Below are 19165 nucleotides of genomic sequence, written 5' to 3' on the forward strand. Positions count from 1 at the left end.
GTTTTTATAGAGATTGTATTATTTTCTTTTTAACCAATCTTTTAATGAATATATAATACTGTTTCCACTTTCATCGACTGGATAAATAACATAATAGCCACTTGGAATATAAAATCCACTTGTATATTTAGTTGTACCATCTTGATACTCTATTCGCGGATAAATTCTTAAGTATTCTGAACCGTAAAATGATTGTGAACTTTTATTAATTGGGAATAATGCAATATTGTTGATGTATTTAGCAGCATCACCTAATCCCAACTCCCAATTACACCATTTAGAATCAATTGCTGATTGTGTAGCAACAAGTATAAATTTATCACATGTTTCAATTTTTTCTTTAAGCTTTAAAGCAGTTGTTGCATTGGTGTTTTTTGGCATAGATTCATCCATCCAATCAACATAAATATTCACCCCTTCATCTTTTAAAAATGCTATTACATCTTGCAGAATAGAAAATTCATCATGTTTGTGAGATAAAAATACCATTGGCTTATTTTTATCTCTACTATAACTCTCATTTAGATTTACAATATTATCTGCTGAAAATGTTTTAGTTTTTTGTCTATACTGTGATAATTGAAATTCATTAATAAAGCTCATAATTACTTTATGATTTTTGTTACACTATATTCTTCTTTTACATCTCTTAATTCTATAGCCTTATCTAAATAAAAATTTGGATATTTTTTAAATTCTTCCCACTTAACCGACTTTATATATGAACATTCTCCATGATAAACTAATGAACCATTCGAACACAAACTTGTTTCTTGTTGTTTTTTATTAAACATATTTTCTCTTAAAATCTGAAATAAGAAAAGTGTATTATAATTAGTACAATTGCAAATACTATCATAATTTATATAATAACTATAACTTCCAAACTCATCAGGTAAAACAACTGCCAAAATACCATTTGATAAACTTGTACGACCTTGTCTGGTATATTCTTTTAATGAATATGAAATTTCCCAAGGAATCCATTGATTTTTTTCATCTTGCATTGTATTTTTCATTCCTTTTGAAACAATTACAATTGTGATACTACTATCATATATCTTATCCCTAAGACTAGATGCAATATATTCATCTGAAAAATCGGCAAGACTTTGTCCATCATCTTCACCTTTGTAAATATGATCTTCACTTGATAAAATATTAGACAATTCATTCACATAATGTCTAACTTTTGTTTGGACTTTTTGCTTGCCCCAAAAAGTATCTTCATAGATATTTAAATCTTCTACACTTGTGTCACCATACTTATACGAAACAAAAACTTTTCTTCCCACAATACTATATTTTTTCCATTAAAAACTTTTGAAATAAACTCATATAACCATAATCTTTAAGAAACCTCTCGTTTTTTTGTTCTTCGGGTAAAAGATTATCATAAATAATTTTAGTTGCTGCACCAGTACTAGCAATAGGTAATATTAAAGCTTGTGGATGTCTATCAATAAACATTTTATATTCACCTTCTATACCTTTTTCTTTATCTCCCTCAATTCCTTCCATACCTCCAATAAAAACTGCTGCTGAAAATTCAAATTCATCAAGTATTCTTTCTCTCATATGTAATAAAGATTTATCCCTATCATTATCAATTACATCAGTCAATATCACATTGTTAAATTTATTATTGTCTTCAGGAAAATATTTTTCAAAAAATTTTGACTGATAAATGGTTACATGCTCTTGTATATTTAAGTTTAGTTTTTTCATTACATAATATACAAGAGGAGTGATAGAAGGATGACCTCCCCAAACTAATCTATGATGTGGTAGTACAACTGTAGTCAATGCAATAACTGCATCTCGAATTGCAATAATATCTGCGGTATCTATATACTTAGAATCTCTTTCAGGTAAAGGAATACTCGCTGACAGAAAGATGTTCTTCATTTCGTTGTTTCTAGCCATGATTTAAATTCTTGTTTTTTTAAAGTTAAAATATCTTTTTTAAAGTTATCATTTAACCAATCTAAATGATTTAACCATTTATCTCTAATTCTTAGGTCATCGTAAATTAATCGAATTGAAATATTTGGATTCTTTTGGAATTCATGTCGAATTTCAGCTGATTGACAACTAGTTGATTGAGGAACACCAATTGTAGGTATATAAATTATTCTTTTACCAGATGGCAAGTCTTCCGTCAAAAATTTTTCTGGTTGAACTGTAATATTACGCCCACATTGATGTGCAATATTTCTAAACTCGGTTATTAGATTATCCTGTCTTGCTGCTAAATTTCTAGCTCGTACTGACTCAACCTTCTGAATAATTTCTTCAACAATTCTGTTGATCAATTTTGATTGGTCTTTATTGTTGTATATATTATTTACAAAATCATAATCGTTTAATTTCATTGGATAACTTATATGGGAAGCGGAATCAATATTTTTAATTTTATGATTAGGCCAAACCAATTGTACAATACCAATTTGTTTGGATCCTGCTTCTGCAAATTCTTCTTTACACCAATGACTTTCAAGAAAACTTGGAGTATTTAACAAAACTATTACATCACAATCTGTCATTCTGTGCCATAATTCGTCTTGAAAAGGCTCACCTTTGCCTATAGAATGTGTATCTAAAAAAACATCATAATTATAAGATTCTAAAGCTTCATAAAGTTGTATTGCAATTGAAGTCGATTCACTTCTTTTATAACTAATAAATATTTTTCGTGTAGTTCGTAAAAGTTCAAATGCTTCCAAAATTATATTAGCTATTCTATCTAATTCATTATCATTATATCGAATTCCATTCTGATTTGATAAAATACATGGTATTTCCTTGGAAAATGCACCTTCATCTGGATTGCCAAAATAAATTGGTAAAATCATTGTCCCGTCTTTTAATAATTTATCAGTTATATCAAGATGCTTATGATTTCCTTCTATATCACCAAAATATAAACCAAATGCAGGCTGATTTCCTTGATAATCAGAAGAGATTTGATTAGCTTCAATAAATTTTATGATAGAGTCTGGCAGATTTAAATCTTTTATTTTTTCTATTAATTTAGATATAATATGTGTCTTTTCAGGACAATCTGAACCTAAAAGAATGAGTTGATATTTATATTCCATTAATTCAATATTATTAAGTTTTCTAGTTATTCGTTACAAATTCAAACTTTCTACAACCCCTCGCATCAACACTGGGCAAATAGGTTTTATACTAGCTTTTAACTGCTCATTGATACGCCTGCATATATTTTATTTTCTATCAGTAGAGCTTCACCTAATGAATTGGTAATTAAAATATCAAGCCTACCATAGGGCGTAGAATATTCCCGATGTACTGCCACATCTTGATACGCAAACTGATATTCTGGGGGCAGAATATCTAACTTTATAAGAGTCTGTATAAATGCATCTAAGAATTTATGCTCAAACTGATGACTGGCATTGGGATCTAATAGTTCTGCAAGAATAGAAGAATGCGTGTTTTCATAATGGTTTACACCGCATATTCTAAACATATTAAAAGTATCTTCGTTTTTCGCAACTTCTAATTTTTTGTTTTTGAGAAACCAATTCACTTCTTTTAGAAGCTTTTCAGTTTCCATCATTTCAGTTTTCATAGTTTAGTTTTACTTTTTTAATTTTTATTTCTTTAATTTCTAATTCTCAACCCTCGTCATCTTTGCCAGCAACAATCCCTTCAATTCCTCTAGTTTTTGGTTTTCTTTTGCCTTAATTTCAATAATTTCAAATATTGGTTTTGTCTTACTTTCAAAATCTTGAAGTCTTCCCTCACTAATAATAACAATAGGGTAATTTTCTAATGTGATTCTATCAATATTTGGGAAAGTAGATCCTGTAACATCTTTAAGAATTTCATTAAGATTAGTCTTAATTAGCTGAATTAAATAAAGTTGATACTTTGAACTAATAGCACAAACTCCTCTTCCTATGGCATATTTATCGTCTGCAATTACATTTTTTCCAACCGTGCTACCTCTTACACAAAATATCAAATCTCCTTTTTTACAATATTTCTTAGGTTCAGTAGTCCATTTAGTTTTTATTGTGAAATATTTTCCAAACTCAACGGGACCATTAATCAACGGACAACCATCACCTATTTCATTATAGCTTTCACCTTCTGGTGACTGTCCCATATTTATCGTTGATATATCTGAAAGTATTCCCATTTTCCATCCATTGGGTAAATTTTCTAAATCAATCCCCTCCACAAACCACTGTTTATAAATCGTTTGTGCTATTTCTTCTAATTTGGCAATCAGTTGGTTGTTCAGGTTAATGCGTTTTTGTATCATGTGGTATTCGTTGACGATTTCTTGCTGTTTTTCTATTGCAGGTACTTTTATAGGAATATCACAAAAAGTATCCCAAGAAATCCCTCCACGTACATCTCCACCACTAACATAACCTACATATCTATCTGTTTCACTCCTAAATAACCACATCTTTAAATATTCAGGCATCAAGATATTACTGTCTATTGGTTCAAATACATAATACGCTGATGACACAAGAGAGGGTTCTTCCTCAACATATAAATCTACGGGAAGTTTTTCATCTCTACCTACACTCATTAACTTACACGCCAACTGATTTTTTTTGATAATTTTATAAGTTGACATATCTACTCCAATAGTATTAGCAAAAGACTTTATAAATTTCTTATCAATACTAACTCCAATAAGATTATTTACTTTTAAGTCTGTATTTTTAATACTAACTTCTTTTATATAATCGCCTAATCTTTTATAACTTGATGTCATATCCTAACTCCTTAAAAACATTTAACAAATCTTTTTTAGATTGGGCTTCTTCTTGCAATAATTGGGTAATGTCTTGTTGCAATGCCTTCATTTTATCCTCATAATCTATCTGCTCATCTCGGTTTACAAAAGCAATGTACTTACTCGGCACCAGAGAATAATCTTTGGCTTTCACTTCTTCTTTGGTTGCACTGTAACAAAACTCTGGGATATCTTCATAAACGTTCAGCTTGCTTTCAGATGTTGTCTCATCCTGTCGAAGGCACTGCCAAGTATGATACGTTCCTGCAATTTCCTGAATCTCTTCTTCAGAAAATTGGATGTATTTTTTCTCAAAAGGGATGCCTTTTTGTCTTAAATCCAAGAACAATATTTCATTTTCACGGTTGCGGTATTGTCTAGTTTCATCAGGCAATTGTACCGTTTTTTCTTTTTTGTTTTTATTGAGAATCCAAAGGGTAACACTAATACCAGTGGTATAAAACATATTTTGTGGTAAAATAACAATGGCTTCTACCAAATCATTTTCTATAAGTTTTCTTCTAATTTTATATTCTTCGCCACCGCCCGAAAGCGCTCCATTGGCCAAGATAAAACCAGCCACTCCGTTTTCAGAAAGTTTGGCTACCATATTCAGAATCCAAGCATAATTGGCGTTGCTGGTTGGTGGTACATCATAACCTTTCCATCGGGCATCGTCCACCAATTCATCGGCTGCTCGCCAATCTTTTTGGTTAAAAGGTGGGTTTGCCATAATGAAGTCGGCTTTCAAATCGGGATGTTGGTCTTTGCCAAAAGTATCGGCTGGTACATCTCCCAAATTGGCGGCAATTCCTCTAATCGCCAAATTCATTTTCGCCAATTTATATGTGGTTGCGGTATATTCTTGTCCGTAGATAGAGACTTCCTTTTTATTACCGTGATGGCTTTCTATAAATTTAATAGACTGCACAAACATCCCACCACTTCCACAAGCTGGGTCATAGATTATACCTTTGTAAGGTTCTATCATTTCGGCAATCAGGTTTACAATACTTTTAGGGGTGTAGAACTCTCCTTTTCCTTTACCTTCGGCAAGGGCAAATTTGCTCAAGAAATATTCGTAAACTCTCCCTACAATGTCTTGTTGCTTATCTTGTAAGGTGTTGATATTGTTAATGGTATCTAATAATGCTGCCAATTTGCTCACATCCATATTCAGACGGGAGAAATAATTATCAGGCAAAGCGCCTTTCAGCGCAGGGTTGTTTTTTTCTATGGTGTGGAGAGCTGTATCTATTTTCAGAGCAATATCAGCCTGTTTAGAATGTTCGATAATGGTGCTCCATCGGGCTTCTTCTGGCAAATAAAAGATGTTCTGCATATTGTAGAACTCTTTCATTTCTATAAATTTCTCTTTGCCTTCTGCAATAAGTTCTGCTCTACGCTCTTCAAATTTATCACTCGCAAATTTTAAGAAAATCAGTCCCAGTACTACGTGTTTGTATTCAGAAGATTCTACCGTTCCTCTTAATTTATTGGCAGAATCCCAAAGCGTTTCTTCTATGGATTTAGTTTTTACAGTGCTTTTCTTAGCCATTGGTTTCCTATACTTTATTATTTCTCCCAAATATAACAAAAACCTCTCTTTATACCAATAAGGAAAACCGTAATCAACTAAAATAATCATTAAAAATGTAATCACTGAAAAACCCTATTCACAAAACCTACAAGTTTTCCCATTAGAATAATACAATAAATGCCATTGCAAACATCAATCAAAATGAAATCAATTCGGCATAAATAGGCATCATCTTTGTAAACGTAAGACAAAAAATATTCAACAATAAAAATCTAAAAAAATGAAAAAGAATTGGTTAGTATTCCTCATGATGTTTTTAATGTTTCCAATGGTTCATGCTCAAGAAAGCAGCTATCAACTTTCGAGTCACATTCTAGACATTTCTACGGGTAAACCTGCACCGAATGTAAAAATTGTATTGCAAAAAAGAGATGCAAAAAACAATTGGGTATGGGTAGAAGAAAAAATCACCGACCAAAACGGCAGGGTAAAAGATTTCTTAAAACAGGACGGCAAAAACAACACGGGTATTTACAAACTTACGTTTTACACCGCACCGTATTTTAAAAGTCTAGGTCAAAAATCCTTTTATCCCTTTGTAGAAGTGGTTTTTGAGTTGGCAGACCAAGAGCATTACCACGTTCCCATCACCCTATCGCCTTACGGCTACTCCACGTACAGAGGAAATTAAAAATAAAAAGAATAGGTGGCTTCGACAAGCTCAGCCACCAAATCTTTTATTACACGGTGCCTGAGCGTAGTCGAAGGCAGCATCAAAAAAAAATCATAACTTAATCACCTCATCACCAAGAAAATTTCCACCCACAGTGGCTTCTACAAGCTCAGCCACCGTGTTATTTATTACTACTCTCGGTGCCTGAGCGGAGTCGAAGGCACATTCTTATTCCTCCCTGTGATTTCGACTCCGCTCAATCACCGTATTATTTATTACTACACTCGGTGCCTGAGAGTAGTCGAAGGCACATTATTTCTATTGCATTAAATCCGTGTACTCTATAGAACATCTCTGATGTTCCTTTGAGAACTCAAAAACGCCATCATTTCAAAAAATCTCCGTGAACTTTGTGTTATAGAAACTCAAAAACCAAGCAGAAAAATTCCACCCTTTAGGGTCGGGGAAAAGAATTTTCCTCAACAAATGCCTGAGCCTCCCGAAGGCACCATTATTTCTATTTTATTAAAATCCGTGTGCTTTCTAGAACATCTCTGATGTTCCTTTGGGAACTCAAAAACGCCATCATTTCAAAAACTCTCCGTGAACTTTGTGTTATAGAAACTCCAAAACCAAGCAGAAAAATTCCACCCACAGTGGCTTCGACAAGCTCAATCACCGTATTATTTATTACTACACTCGGTGCCTGAGCGTAGTCGAAGGCACCATTATTTCTATTACATTAAAATCCGTGTGCTCTATAGAACATCTCTGATGTTCCTTTGGGAACTCAAAAACGCAATTATTTCAACAACTCTCCGTAAACTTTGTGTTATAGAAACTCCAAAACCAAGCAGAAAAATTCCACCCTTTAGGGTCGGGGAAAAGAATTTTTCTCAACAAATGCCTGAGCCTGTTGAAGGCACGTTCTTATTCCTCCCTGTGATTTCGACTCCGCTCAATCACCGTATTATTTATTACTACACTCGGTGCCTGAGCGTAGTCGAAGGCACCATTATTTCTATTTTATTAAAATCCGTGTACTCTATAGAACATCTCTGATGTTCCTTTGAGAACTCAAAAACGGTATCATTTCAACAACTCTCCGTGGACTTTGTGATATAGAAACTCCAAAACCAAACAGAAAAATTCCACCCTTTAGGGTTGGGGAAAAGAATTTTTCTCAATAAATGCCTAAGCCTCCCGAAGGCAACACATTCCTAAACCTTCCCCAAAACATAGACCCCACCACCATTAAGAACAGAAACCCTAAATAATAAGAATGCGAGAGCATATCCACATAATTGATTTTATTTTTACTATAACCGATAATCAATAAAACCTGAGCGCCATAAGGAAGCAACCCTTGAACGATACACGCAAAAATATCAATCACAGAAGCCATCTTTCGGGCAGGAACTTCAAAACGTTCGGAAATAGGTCTCAACACTTTCCCAGAAATTAAAATCGACACGGTGTTATTGGCAATACAGAGATTTACCAAACCTGTAATCAATCCTGCACCCAATTGCGCAGATTTGGCAGAGCTAATCTTAGCTTCTATTTTGTTCAATAAATATTGAATTCCCCCTGCTTTTTCTACTAAGGCAGCTAAACCACCTGTAAGCAAAGACAATAGGAAAATTTCGGTCATAGACGTGAAGCCTTCATAACTGGCTTTGGCAAAACTCAACCACGTAAGGTTTCCTTGCCATAAACCAATGGCTCCCGCTAAAAATATCCCAATCACCAAAACAAGAAATACATCTAACCCTAAAAATGCCAATACCAAAACCACTAAATAGGGGAAAATAAGTTCCCAAGAAATGGGAGTTGGTGTATAGGCAATGGGCGCGACAGGATTGCTAAATCCTATAAAAAGTAAGATGACCACCGTCAATATTACTGCAGGTGAAGCCAAATAAAAATTGGTTCTGAACTTATCTTTCATACTGCTCCCCAAAGTTTGAGCCGCTGCTATGGTAGTATCAGAAATCACCGAAAGATTGTCACCAAACATGGCACCACCCAAAAGACTTGCTCCAATCAGGTTAAGGTCTGCTCCACTTTTTTGAGCCAACTGTATCGCGATAGGCCCTAATGCGACAATAGCACCAACCGAGGTTCCAGAAGACAGAGAAAGAAATGAGGCCAAAAGGAAAATCCCTAGAGCATAATAATCCGCAGAGATATAAGTTAGCCCGATATTCACTACTGCATCTACACTCCCCGAAACTTGTGCTACGGTAGAAAAAGCGCCTGCCAATAGATAAATAATACACATGGTGAGTACACTGGATTCCCCACAACCGTGTAAGAAAGTTTTGATTTTTTCTTGATGAGGCAACCTAGACATGGCGAAGGCGGCAATAATACCGATACTCACGGCAATAGGCGATGGCAAGGCATAAAAGTCTTGCATAACAATTCCGGCACCTAAAAATGTACCTACGAAAATTAAAAAAGGAAGTAAACTGAGAAAATTTGCTTTTGTATGGTTCATAAAATTTAAAAATTTAACACAGGAACTTTACAAAAGATAGACAACATTTTTTCCAAAAAAAGTTTGGCTTATCGCTTTAGCACCTTGCTTGTTGTTGCAGGTTGCTACCTCCCGTAGAGGTTCCAGATAATAGGCGGCAAAAATAATCATTATCTCCCAACGAACCAAATACAATCTGTCAATCGCCTTCATAGACCATCAATACAGCCTTTTAACTCCCTGATTTCTAGAAATTAAAGAATAAAAATTTCCTTTTCCAATTCCTTTTTGATGTCCTTACAGCAATTTCTCTTCTACTCTTTCTCTAAAAATATCTCAAAAATTAGGAAATAGAATTCATCTACTTTCTGGCTTCGACTATATTCTGGCACAACATTTTTTATTGCACGTTGCCTTCGACAGGCTCAGGCAACGTTTATTTTTGAAACTGTGGCTTCGTGAACTTCGTTCGCAGACCTTCAGTTTGTGCTCAGCCACCAATTCTTCCATTACACGGTGCCTGAGCGTAGTCGAAGGCACATTATTTCTATTACACTATAATCCGTGTGCTTTCTAGAACATCTACGATGTTCCTTTGAGAACTCAAAAACACAATCATTTCAACAAATCTTCGTGAACTTTGTGATATAAAAAATTTATAAAAGACAATCACTTTACTTCATAACCTCATAACTTCATCACTACATCACTACATCACCATATACCCTTATCACCTATCCCCAGCTTCTCCCTAGATGAAGCATAGATAAAGCATAGATAGTGTATGAAAAATGTCGGTGAGAGGTATTTGATGTCGGGGAACAATACGCTACAGATGACCTCTAAATCTTATAACAAATGGTCATGATATTATAACTCCTTCAACTTCATTGTATTCTATTTTTGTATCAACATCAATACAAAATATAATCATTATGAAAGTAGACATTGGCATCAGTGCCGCAAACCTCAAGAAAGTATGTGATAACCTAAACGTTGTCTTAGCAGATGGCAATGTGTTATACTTAAAACTCAGAAAGTTTCATTGGAATCTGAAAGGACCAGACTTCATGCAATTTCACCGCCTCTTCGAAGAACAATATGAGGCAATGGAAAAAGCCATCGATGAAGTTGCCGAACGCATCTCTACTCTTGGCGGAATGGCAGTAGGAACCACCATAGAGTTTGGGAAACTTTCTCAGCTAAAAGAAAGCCCTGGAACATGCCCTGCTCCTCTGGAAATGGCAAAAGAACTTTTGCAAGACCATGAGAGTATTGTAAAATCTCTCAGAACTTCCATAGATGACTGTGAAGAAAAATATGAAGACAAAGGAACCGCAGATTTTTTAACCGGGTTGATGCAAGACCATGAAAAAATGGCTTGGCAACTCAGACAATATTTCGTTTAACCTAAAATTTAACCCTATGAAAAAGTATATCTTATCTATCGTAACTTTATTTTTATTGACCTTATTGACGAGTTGTGAAGCGGTAGAAACCGTTTTCAAAGCAGGAATGTATTGGGGATTTTTCTTAATTGCCTTAGTATTAGTCGTGATATTTTGGCTATTTTCACGAGGAAAGAAATAAGCTCATTGCAAACACTTTAAAACACAAATGATATGAGACTAAGAACCTTTGAATCTTTTTGGCTGCTCAAAAACGGCTTACTCTACACCTATCCTACTTTACAAAAAAATATAAAAACAGAAATTTTGGTGATTGGTGGCGGCATTACTGGCGCTCTGATTTCTGATGCATTAATGGATGCAGGTTATGAAGTGACTCTCATCGACAGACGAGACATCGGACAAGGAAGCACGAGTGCTACTACCAGCATGTTACAGTATGAAATAGATGAACCGCTAAAAGATTTGGCAAAGAAAATCGGTGACGAAGCTGCAGCACTTTGTTATCAAGAAGGCATCACTGCTATTCAAGATTTAAAAAAATTGGTGAAAACCAAAAAATTAAATTGTGGTTTCCAAATGAAAAAATCCCTCTATATTGCGCACAATAAAACCGCTGCAAAAGAACTTTATCAGGAATTTGAAATTAGAAAAAAATATCAACTGGGTGTCAAATGGTTAGAAGCAGATGCGATTAAAAAAACTTATGGCATTGTTTCTCATGGTGGTATTCTAAGTGATACTGCAGCCAGTGTAGATGCATATCAAATGGCGCATGAACTTATTGCTTTTAATGTAAAAAGAGGCATGAAAGTTTTTGACCAAACAGAAATTAAAAGCATTCAAGATCAAGGCACAACTCCGAAAGTCATTACGCAAGAAAATCATACCATTAATGCTCAAAAAATAGTTTTCTGCACAGGTTTTGAATCTTTGAATTTACTCAAAGAAAAAGTTGCCGATTTGATTTATACTTACGCAACCGTGAGTGAACCCACGCAAACCTATAATAAAAATCTAGAAAAGATTTTGATTTGGGACACACAAGATCCTTATCTGTATATGAGAACTACGGATGATAGTAGATTTTTAGTTGGCGGCGAAGATTCTGTGTATAAAGATACCATACTTCAACAAAATATTAAAGAAGAAAAAAGCAAAACGCTCATTAAAAAACTCAAGAAAACACTACCAGATTTAGACTTCATCGAAGATATTTCTTGGGGTGGAATTTTTGGAACCACCAAAGATGGTTTGCCTTATATTGGGGAATCTCCAGAATATAAAAATTGTTTGTTTTGCTTAGGTTTTGGTGGAAATGGCATTACCTTTTCTGCACAAGGAAGAAAAATTATTATCGACCTTTTACAAAACAAGGAAAATACTTTAGCCCAATATTATCGATTTGGGAGATAGGTAAGGATGAAGGTAAAGGTAAAGGTAAAGGTAAAGGTAAAGGTTTAGGTAAAGGTTTAGGTAAAGGTTTAGGTTGAGGTTAATATTAAAGTCAAAAAAAACTCGAGTTCTAGTCTCGAGTTTTTTGTTATTGAAATGAGTTTTAGTCTTTGTTATGATTTACCCAGATGAGTTTTGAAACATCGAAACCGTCTTTTTTGGCTTTCTCGATGAATCTTTTTTTGGTGGCTTCGTTTATGGTTTTATTTCTTGAGAGAATCCACATATATTTTGTAGAATTCCCGTAAATAAGGGCATTCTGATAATTTTCGTCAATGTCTACTACGTTATATCCGCCGTAGAATGGCCCAAAGAAAGAAACTTTCAGTCTCGCTTCAGATTCAGAGCCTATGAATTTGGCTTTTCCTTCAGCAGAATCCCATTCTTTTTTCACATAGTTGTACCCTTGGTTCAGTACTTTGATGCTACCATCTGGATTGATGGAATATTGCGCTGTAGTATTGTCTAGATTTCTTTCAAAACGGAAATCAAATCTTGCGATTTCATACCATTTGCCTAGATATTTATCTTTGTTAAAGTTTTGTACCGCCGTTACTCCATCTGGAATTCCTACGCATGAAGTAAAAATGGTGGCTACTAATGCCATGATGGCAATTCCTTTTATGATTTTCATTGTCTTTATTTTTCTACAAATTTCGGTTAAATTAGTGAAGCAAAATTATAGAATTGTGGGAAATGTTTTTATTTTATTTGTCTATTAGACTTATTTTTTAGTAGTTCCATAAAATGTAACCGAAGTGTTTTGGTGGGTGAAGGTTTATATTGTATTTTTGTAGGATATGAATAAGAACTGTTTCTTATCTTCATCAGCAAATTAAAATCTAAAATTTAAAAGTATATGTCATTCGCAATTTCGCAAGTTCCTACTCCTAAAAACGAACCTGTAAGAAGCTATGCTCCTGGTTCTGCAGAGATTAAATCACTTATTGCTACTTATCAAAAAATGTGGTCAGAAGAAGTAGAAATCCCAATGGTTATTGACGGAAAAGAAGTGAAAACTGGTGAAAAAGTATCACTACACTCTCCTCAAGATCATCAACACACGTTAGGATATTACCACAAAGGAAATAAACAACATGTAGATGATGCCATCAATTCTTGTCTGAAAGCAAGAGCAGAATGGGCTAATTTACCATGGGAGCAAAGAGCTTCTATTTTCTTAAAAGCTGCTGATTTATTGGCTGGTCCTTACAGAGATAAAATCAACGCTGCTACGATGATTGGTCAAAGTAAAAATGCAATGCAGGCAGAAATAGATTCGGCTTGTGAAGCGATAGATTTCTTACGTTTTAACGTACAATTCATGACAGAATTGTATTCTGAACAACCCGTTTCTGATGCAGGAATCTGGAACAGAGCAGAATATAGACCATTAGAAGGTTTTACGTATGCGATTACGCCGTTTAACTTTACCGCGATTTCTCTGAACTTGCCTACTTCTATGGCGATGATGGGAAATGTAGTGGTTTGGAAACCATCTGCCACACAGATTTATTCTGCTAAAGTCATTATGGATGTATTGATAGAAGCAGGTTTACCAGCAGGTGTTATCAATATGGTTTTCTCTGGTGGTGCAGAAACTTCTAAGCAAATTCTAGAACACCCAGATTTCTCTGGAATCCATTTTACAGGTTCTACAGAAGTTTTCCAATCATTATGGAGACAAATCGGCGAAAATATTCATAAATATAAAACTTACCCTAGAATCGTAGGAGAAACTGGTGGTAAAGACTTTGTAGTAGCACATCCTTCTGCTGTACCAAGTCAAGTTGCAACTGCGTTGGTAAGAGGTGCTTTCGAATATCAAGGTCAAAAATGTTCTGCTGCTTCTAGAGCTTACGTTCCGCAATCACTTTGGGGAGAAGTAAAAAGAATTATGGGAGAACAATTGGCTGAAATTAAAATGGGAAGTCCAGAAGATCCTTCTAATTTCGTAAATGCGGTAATTGATAAAGCTTCATTTGAAAAATGCAAAGGCTACATCGAAAGAGCTCAAAATGCCAACGATGCAGAAGTAATCTTCGGTGGTGGTTGTGATGACAGCAAAGGTTGGTTTGTACAACCTACGGTTATTCAAGCTAAAAATCCTCACTACGAGAGTATGGAGGAAGAAATCTTTGGCCCTATTCTTACGATTTATGTATATGAAGACCAAGATTGGAAAGCTACGTTAAAATTAGTAGATAAAACTTCTCCTTATGCATTAACAGGCGCTGTATTTGCACAAGACAGATATGCGATTAACGAGGCAACTAAAGCCTTAGAAAATGCGGCAGGAAACTTCTATATTAATGATAAACCGACTGGTGCTGTAGTTGGTCAACAACCTTTTGGTGGAGCGAGAGCTTCTGGAACCAATGACAAAGCTGGTTCTAAAATGAATCTTCTTCGTTGGGTTTCTGCAAGAAGTATCAAAGAAAACTTCTTATCTCCTACTGATTACAAGTATCCATTCTTAGGTTAAGAATTATTTCAATATCATAAAAAACGCCTCTCAAAGTATTTTGAGAGGCGTTTCCTTTTCATCATTTGTGCTTTCTCCTTTCGGAGAGAAAATAAGTTCATTTTCTAAGGACAAAGTTATCATTAGTTAATTAGATTTCAAAATGAAATACATGTACATCACTAAATATTACCATTAATTGAATAAAAAGTACAAAAAACTCCCCACTGTTTAGAGTGAAGAGTTGTAGTCAAATTAATATATTTTTAAAATTTGAAATCTACTCCTAATTGAGCCATAGAAGTGGTCATTTCATACGCTACAGTGCTTCCTGGAATTGCTCCATAAGGATTAGATGGTGATGCCATCATAGGATTAAGTAATGCTCCAGAAGTTTTGCCATCACTCGCTCCATAATGGTAATTTGCATTAATGGTGAGTTTGTCATTTAATTTATACCCTACTCCTATTTCGTATGCATCTCTAATGATAGCAGAAGCTGGAACAGAGAACATTGTTAATTCTGGATTAATAGGATTAGAACTGTAAGTATATCCTAATCTAATTGGCAATTTTTCAATGGCTTTGATTTGAATCCCTGCAGAAATTACATCGATGCTTTCCCATCCGAAACCTTTTACAGCGCCATAATTGCTCCATCCGTTGGCTAAGAAACCTTCTGTATTAGCATAGTCTACATATCTGTAATCTAAAGCCAAATCAAATAAACGATGAGAATAACCACCACCTACTGAATAAATCGCAGGGTAATTCATCGTAAATTTGTTTTCTCCTTTAGTATTGTCTAGATAAGTGTTTTCAAATTTAAATTCATTAAAATATACCGGTGATTTATAAGATAAACCGAGTTTAAAACCATTGTTGGTTTTGTAATACATCCCTACTTGTGCTCCAAAGCCAATTGCAGAAGCATTATCAGAATTAGGATAACCTGCAGTCATGCTTGGATTAGCCAATGGATTAGGATGAATTTTTAGAGCTGAGTAATTTACATTAGGCTGTATTGCCATTGAGAAATTTTCATTGAATTTATAAGCATAAGCAAAACCAACTTGCATCAACATATAATTAGATTCTACTTTACCAAAACCACCATATTGTTGAGACATGAGAATAGGATTGGTGGTGCTTTCTGGATATTCTACACCAAAACCACTCACTCCGAAAACAGAAATACCAAATTTATGATGAGGATTTTTACCAAAAGTTACTGCAACAGTAGGCATGATAGAGTTGGCTTTTTCGTCTTTAGTCACTCCAGACATTGGTCCATAAGAAGAAGATATTTCTGGGTTAGACATAAATAAACCAGCATTTACAGAAACGGTGTTTCCATTAAAATCTGTAATTCCCGCAGGATTCCACTGTAACGCACCGCTAATGTCAATAGGTTGACCAGTTGCTGCACCACCCATACTCATATTTACTGAACCTATACCTTGCATAAGATGACCTACTTGAGCCATCATAACTCCTGAACATAATACACCAAGAGTAATAATAATTCTTTTCATAAAGTTATTTTTTGTTTCATAAAGTTACGACGGGTTATATTACTGATTTTAAAATACTTACTGTCATTTGTCATGTTCAGTAAAAACTACCACTTGCTGAATAATTATTACCATTTATAAGAATACATGAAGGCACAAAAAAACCTCTCGCTTTCACGAGAGGCACATTTTTTCATAGGTTTTTCATTAATCATATCGATTATGAAACAAATATAGAAAATATTTGTAAAAATCAAAACAAAATAATCAATAGCGTCCTAAATAAAAAAATAAGAAGGAATTAAAGTAACTCAAAGTATCTTTGAGGTTGTACAACAAAAAAACCTTCTTATGGATTCAAAATTAACATTATTTTCCCAAATCATTTCAAAAATAGACCGAGGGATTTTCAAAAAAATAGTAATTGAGAAGAAAACCGATTACCGAAATAAAGGATTTGATAGTTGGAACCACTTAGTTTCTATGCTTTTCTGTCATTTTGCCAAAAGCACTTCGGTTCGGGACATTTCCAACGGGCTTCGCAGTGCCACAGGAAACCTGAATCATTTAGGGATAAAAACAGCACCTTCCAAATCTTCTATTAGCTACCAGAATGGAAAACGAGATGCAGATTTGTTTAAAGACGTGTATTTCAAACTATTAGAACAATTAGGACAGCACACGAAAGAAAGACGGATAAAACTCAAAATAAAAGTTCCTGTCTATTTATTAGATTCTACCCTTATTTCTCTATGCCTGTCTTTGTTCGATTGGGCAACATATCGAACTAAAAAAGGAGCCGTGAAAATGCATACCTTACTTGAATATGACGGGAAACTTCCTGTTTATGTGAATATTACCAAAGGAAGTGTTGCTGATAACAAGGGAGCGGAAAACATTCCTTTGGAAAAGGGAGCAGTCATTGTTGCAGACCGATTCTATAACGATTTTCCAATGCTCTCTATTTGGGACAGCAAAGGTGTTTTCTTCGTAATAAGACATAAAGAAAATCTGAAATTTGAAACTTTACAGGAACGAGAACTTCCACCAAAAGGAGCTCAAAGCATCCTAAAAGACGAAGAAATAGTACTCTCAAATCCTTTATCCAAAGAAAAATATCCAAAAAAATTAAGAAGAGTGGCTATTTGGGATAATGAAAACAAGCAAACCATTGAAATGATTTCCAATAATTTCTCTTGGGCTGCTTCTACCATAGCAGAATTATACAAGCAAAGATGGCAAATTGAGATCTTTTTTAGAGATATCAAGCAGTTGCTTCACATCAAAACCTTCATTGGAACTTCTGAAAATGCAGTGAAAATCCAAATCTGGACGGCACTTATCACTATTCTCATTCTGAAATACCTGAAATCCATCGCTAAATATAATTGGCAATTATCAAATCTGGTAGCTTTTATCCGATTGAATATTTTTGTTAAAATTAATCTTCAATTTTGGCTCGACAAACCATTTGAGCAACCGCCTGAAACCCCCAAAAACTATTATCAAGGGGTTCTTTTTTGAAATTAAATGTAAAGCTAAATGTAAAATAGGTATTTAGGCTGTTTCTATTTTTAATAATTTTTATTTAGGACAGTATTGCAAAATAATCATTAATTTGAAAATTCCTTATTCATCGCCTTTATAGAGAAGACTAAAGGCACTTTTTTATCAAATTTACTGATTCTATACTTCCCTTTTTCTACTTCTACAGTGTGTTTAAAACATGCATACGGTGACCAATCGTATTCTAGAAAGTGTTTAAACTCCAAATTTTGGTTGATTAAACTTTGAAATACTTCAGAAAGTGCATGATTCCACATGACATATTCTTGAGTAATCGCCGCATCTTTATCTGCATAAGTTCCTTCGTAGGTTTCTACAATAGGTTCTGATGATTGGTAATCATAAGCAATTTTGGTAAAATCATCATCAAACATCCAAATTACAGGATGAAACTCTACCATGATGAATTCGCCATTGGGTTTAAGAAAATGCTGAATTATTTTTGCCCATTTTTCTAAATCTGGAAGCCAACCAATCACACCATAAGTGGTAAAAATGATGTCAAATTTCTCCTCTAAAACATTTGGTAAATCATATACATTCGATTCTATAAAGTTGACATCCACTCCACATTTTTCGGCCAATATTCTGGCTTCAACAATGGCTTTGTCTGATAAATCTACTGCAGTAACTTCGGCTCCCATTCTTGCCAAAGAAATAGAATCTTGACCAAAATGACATTGCAAATGCAGCATTTTCTTTCCTTTAATATCTCCTAAAAGGTCCAATTCTGGCTCATTGAGAGAAGTTCTTCCTGCAATAAATTCATCTACAAAATAGAAATCAGATTTTAAGTGATAATCTACTTTTGCGTTCCAAGAATTTTTATTGATATTGATATAATCCATTGTTTTTTAATTTGTTCAAAGATAAATTAAATGCACAAATCCTATAATGTTTTAATTTAATTTTGTAACTTTAATGGGTGATAATAAAATAATTTTGTAATCACAACAACCAAACAATATTAATCACTAAATACCAAAATTATGAAAAACAGTTCTAAATTATTGGCACTTTTAGGTCTTGGAGCGCTTGCTTTTTGGAGATATAAAAAAGCAACTCCTGAAGAAAAACAAAAAGTTAACGACCTATTGAATAACGCAAAAGACAACCTTAACAAATACGGTAATGATTTAAAATCTAAAGCCGAAGAATTAAAAGGAAAAGCGGAAGAAAAATTCAATGATTTAAAATCTCAAGCGGAAACCAAAATGGAAGAAGCAAAAGAGACAGTAGAAGAAAAAGTAGAAAACGCTCCACAAGCATAAACAAA

Annotated in this window: 18 protein-coding genes and 1 riboswitch; of the genes, 7 read left to right on the forward strand and 11 right to left on the reverse strand. The window is 34.3% G+C overall.

What is annotated here, in order from left to right; all coding sequences use genetic code 11:
* Nucleotides 1–18 precede the first annotated feature (18 nt).
* The 7 genes from KKQ76_RS04530 to KKQ76_RS04560 all read right to left on the reverse strand — a co-directional run bounded on the left by KKQ76_RS04530 (nt 19) and on the right by KKQ76_RS04560 (nt 6344).
* Entirely contained in the window at nt 19–603 is a 585-nt protein-coding gene (locus tag KKQ76_RS04530; protein ID WP_213196017.1) for a toll/interleukin-1 receptor domain-containing protein, read from the reverse strand.
* Between the two features lie 2 nt (nt 604–605).
* Entirely contained in the window at nt 606–1295 is a 690-nt protein-coding gene (locus tag KKQ76_RS04535) for a TIR domain-containing protein (RefSeq protein ID WP_213196018.1), read from the reverse strand.
* A gap of 4 nt (nt 1296–1299) precedes the next feature.
* Complete coding sequence (locus KKQ76_RS04540) at nt 1300–1908, reverse strand: SLOG domain-containing protein (protein ID WP_246501340.1); 609 nt, start codon at nt 1906–1908, stop codon at nt 1300–1302.
* Entirely contained in the window at nt 1905–3101 is a 1197-nt protein-coding gene (locus tag KKQ76_RS04545) for a toll/interleukin-1 receptor domain-containing protein (RefSeq protein ID WP_213196019.1), read from the reverse strand. Before KKQ76_RS04545 ends, KKQ76_RS04540 begins: the two co-directional genes overlap by 4 nt.
* Nucleotides 3102–3199: 98 nt before the next feature.
* Entirely contained in the window at nt 3200–3583 is a 384-nt protein-coding gene (locus tag KKQ76_RS04550) for a PD-(D/E)XK nuclease family protein (protein ID WP_246501341.1), read from the reverse strand.
* A 54-nt stretch (nt 3584–3637) separates the two neighbouring features.
* On the reverse strand, nt 3638–4765 hold the full coding sequence (locus KKQ76_RS04555; protein ID WP_213196020.1) for a restriction endonuclease subunit S: 1128 nt from the start codon (nt 4763–4765) through the stop codon (nt 3638–3640).
* Nucleotides 4749–6344, reverse strand: coding sequence for a type I restriction-modification system subunit M (locus KKQ76_RS04560; protein WP_213196021.1), 1596 nt, complete (start codon nt 6342–6344; stop codon nt 4749–4751). Before KKQ76_RS04560 ends, KKQ76_RS04555 begins: the two co-directional genes overlap by 17 nt.
* A 262-nt stretch (nt 6345–6606) precedes the next feature.
* Here KKQ76_RS04560 and uraH point away from each other — a divergent pair, with 262 nt between their 5' ends.
* On the forward strand, nt 6607–7017 hold the full coding sequence (gene uraH, locus KKQ76_RS04565; protein ID WP_213196022.1) for a hydroxyisourate hydrolase: 411 nt from the start codon (nt 6607–6609) through the stop codon (nt 7015–7017).
* A 1165-nt stretch (nt 7018–8182) separates the two neighbouring features.
* On the opposite strand, the gene KKQ76_RS04570 is transcribed toward uraH, so the two are convergent.
* Nucleotides 8183–9502 carry a Na+/H+ antiporter NhaC family protein gene (locus KKQ76_RS04570; protein WP_213196023.1) on the reverse strand — a complete coding sequence of 440 codons (1320 nt, stop codon included), beginning with the start codon at nt 9500–9502 and terminating at the stop codon, nt 8183–8185.
* Nucleotides 9503–9538: 36 nt separating this feature from the next.
* Nucleotides 9539–9637: riboswitch (SAM-I-IV-variant riboswitch) on the reverse strand.
* Nucleotides 9638–10416: 779 nt separating this feature from the next.
* On the opposite strand from KKQ76_RS04570, the gene KKQ76_RS04575 reads away from it, so the two are divergent.
* The 3 genes from KKQ76_RS04575 to KKQ76_RS04585 are packed head-to-tail and all read left to right on the forward strand — an operon-like array spanning nt 10417 to nt 12306.
* Nucleotides 10417–10890 (forward strand): Dps family protein, encoded by a 474-nt coding sequence (locus KKQ76_RS04575; RefSeq protein WP_213196024.1) that lies wholly within the window; start codon nt 10417–10419, stop codon nt 10888–10890.
* Between the two features lie 16 nt (nt 10891–10906).
* Entirely contained in the window at nt 10907–11071 is a 165-nt protein-coding gene (locus KKQ76_RS04580) for a phosphatidate cytidylyltransferase (protein WP_213196025.1), read from the forward strand.
* A 32-nt stretch (nt 11072–11103) separates the two neighbouring features.
* Nucleotides 11104–12306 (forward strand): NAD(P)/FAD-dependent oxidoreductase, encoded by a 1203-nt coding sequence (locus KKQ76_RS04585; RefSeq protein ID WP_213196026.1) that lies wholly within the window; start codon nt 11104–11106, stop codon nt 12304–12306.
* A gap of 142 nt (nt 12307–12448) precedes the next feature.
* Here KKQ76_RS04585 and KKQ76_RS04590 read toward each other — a convergent pair whose 3' ends face one another.
* The gene (locus tag KKQ76_RS04590) at nt 12449–12979 is read right to left on the reverse strand and encodes a lipocalin family protein (protein ID WP_213196027.1); all 531 of its coding nucleotides are present in this window, start codon (nt 12977–12979) and stop codon (nt 12449–12451) included.
* Nucleotides 12980–13204: 225 nt separating this feature from the next.
* On the opposite strand from KKQ76_RS04590, the gene pruA reads away from it, so the two are divergent.
* Nucleotides 13205–14830 carry an L-glutamate gamma-semialdehyde dehydrogenase gene (gene pruA / locus KKQ76_RS04595; protein ID WP_213196028.1) on the forward strand — a complete coding sequence of 542 codons (1626 nt, stop codon included), beginning with the start codon at nt 13205–13207 and terminating at the stop codon, nt 14828–14830.
* Nucleotides 14831–15075: 245 nt separating this feature from the next.
* Here pruA and KKQ76_RS04600 read toward each other — a convergent pair whose 3' ends face one another.
* On the reverse strand, nt 15076–16344 hold the full coding sequence (locus KKQ76_RS04600) for an OmpP1/FadL family transporter (RefSeq protein WP_213196029.1): 1269 nt from the start codon (nt 16342–16344) through the stop codon (nt 15076–15078).
* Nucleotides 16345–16674: 330 nt separating this feature from the next.
* Here KKQ76_RS04600 and KKQ76_RS04605 point away from each other — a divergent pair, with 330 nt between their 5' ends.
* Nucleotides 16675–17847, forward strand: coding sequence for an IS4 family transposase (locus tag KKQ76_RS04605; RefSeq protein WP_213188635.1), 1173 nt, complete (start codon nt 16675–16677; stop codon nt 17845–17847).
* A gap of 89 nt (nt 17848–17936) precedes the next feature.
* Here KKQ76_RS04605 and KKQ76_RS04610 read toward each other — a convergent pair whose 3' ends face one another.
* Nucleotides 17937–18737: a class I SAM-dependent methyltransferase gene (locus tag KKQ76_RS04610; RefSeq protein WP_213196030.1), complete on the reverse strand. Its 801-nt coding sequence runs from the start codon at nt 18735–18737 to the stop codon at nt 17937–17939.
* A 141-nt stretch (nt 18738–18878) separates the two neighbouring features.
* Here KKQ76_RS04610 and KKQ76_RS04615 point away from each other — a divergent pair, with 141 nt between their 5' ends.
* Nucleotides 18879–19160: a YtxH domain-containing protein gene (locus tag KKQ76_RS04615; RefSeq protein ID WP_213196031.1), complete on the forward strand. Its 282-nt coding sequence runs from the start codon at nt 18879–18881 to the stop codon at nt 19158–19160.
* The last annotated feature ends 5 nt before the right edge of the window (nt 19161–19165 follow it).

It is taken from the genome of Cloacibacterium caeni (assembly GCF_907163105.1).
GTDB classification, from domain to species: Bacteria; Bacteroidota; Bacteroidia; order Flavobacteriales; family Weeksellaceae; genus Cloacibacterium; species Cloacibacterium caeni_A.

Bases quoted from the DNA above. Each gene is read 5' to 3' on its own strand.
- KKQ76_RS04530 (WP_213196017.1), bottom strand. From the start codon at position 603: ATGAGCTTTATTAATGAATTTCAATTATCACAGTATAGACAAAAAACT.
- KKQ76_RS04540 (WP_246501340.1), bottom strand. From the start codon at position 1,908: ATGAAGAACATCTTTCTGTCAGCGAGTATTCCTTTACCTGAAAGAGAT.
- KKQ76_RS04545 (WP_213196019.1), bottom strand. From the start codon at position 3,101: ATGGAATATAAATATCAACTCATTCTTTTAGGTTCAGATTGTCCTGAA.
- KKQ76_RS04550 (WP_246501341.1), bottom strand. From the start codon at position 3,583: ATGGAAACTGAAAAGCTTCTAAAAGAAGTGAATTGGTTTCTCAAAAAC.
- KKQ76_RS04555 (WP_213196020.1), bottom strand. From the start codon at position 4,765: ATGACATCAAGTTATAAAAGATTAGGCGATTATATAAAAGAAGTTAGT.
- KKQ76_RS04560 (WP_213196021.1), bottom strand. From the start codon at position 6,344: ATGGCTAAGAAAAGCACTGTAAAAACTAAATCCATAGAAGAAACGCTT.
- uraH (WP_213196022.1), top strand. From the start codon at position 6,607: ATGAAAAAGAATTGGTTAGTATTCCTCATGATGTTTTTAATGTTTCCA.
- KKQ76_RS04570 (WP_213196023.1), bottom strand. From the start codon at position 9,502: ATGAACCATACAAAAGCAAATTTTCTCAGTTTACTTCCTTTTTTAATT.
- KKQ76_RS04575 (WP_213196024.1), top strand. From the start codon at position 10,417: ATGAAAGTAGACATTGGCATCAGTGCCGCAAACCTCAAGAAAGTATGT.
- KKQ76_RS04580 (WP_213196025.1), top strand. From the start codon at position 10,907: ATGAAAAAGTATATCTTATCTATCGTAACTTTATTTTTATTGACCTTA.
- KKQ76_RS04585 (WP_213196026.1), top strand. From the start codon at position 11,104: ATGAGACTAAGAACCTTTGAATCTTTTTGGCTGCTCAAAAACGGCTTA.
- KKQ76_RS04590 (WP_213196027.1), bottom strand. From the start codon at position 12,979: ATGAAAATCATAAAAGGAATTGCCATCATGGCATTAGTAGCCACCATT.
- pruA (WP_213196028.1), top strand. From the start codon at position 13,205: ATGTCATTCGCAATTTCGCAAGTTCCTACTCCTAAAAACGAACCTGTA.
- KKQ76_RS04600 (WP_213196029.1), bottom strand. From the start codon at position 16,344: ATGAAAAGAATTATTATTACTCTTGGTGTATTATGTTCAGGAGTTATG.
- KKQ76_RS04605 (WP_213188635.1), top strand. From the start codon at position 16,675: ATGGATTCAAAATTAACATTATTTTCCCAAATCATTTCAAAAATAGAC.
- KKQ76_RS04610 (WP_213196030.1), bottom strand. From the start codon at position 18,737: ATGGATTATATCAATATCAATAAAAATTCTTGGAACGCAAAAGTAGAT.
- KKQ76_RS04615 (WP_213196031.1), top strand. From the start codon at position 18,879: ATGAAAAACAGTTCTAAATTATTGGCACTTTTAGGTCTTGGAGCGCTT.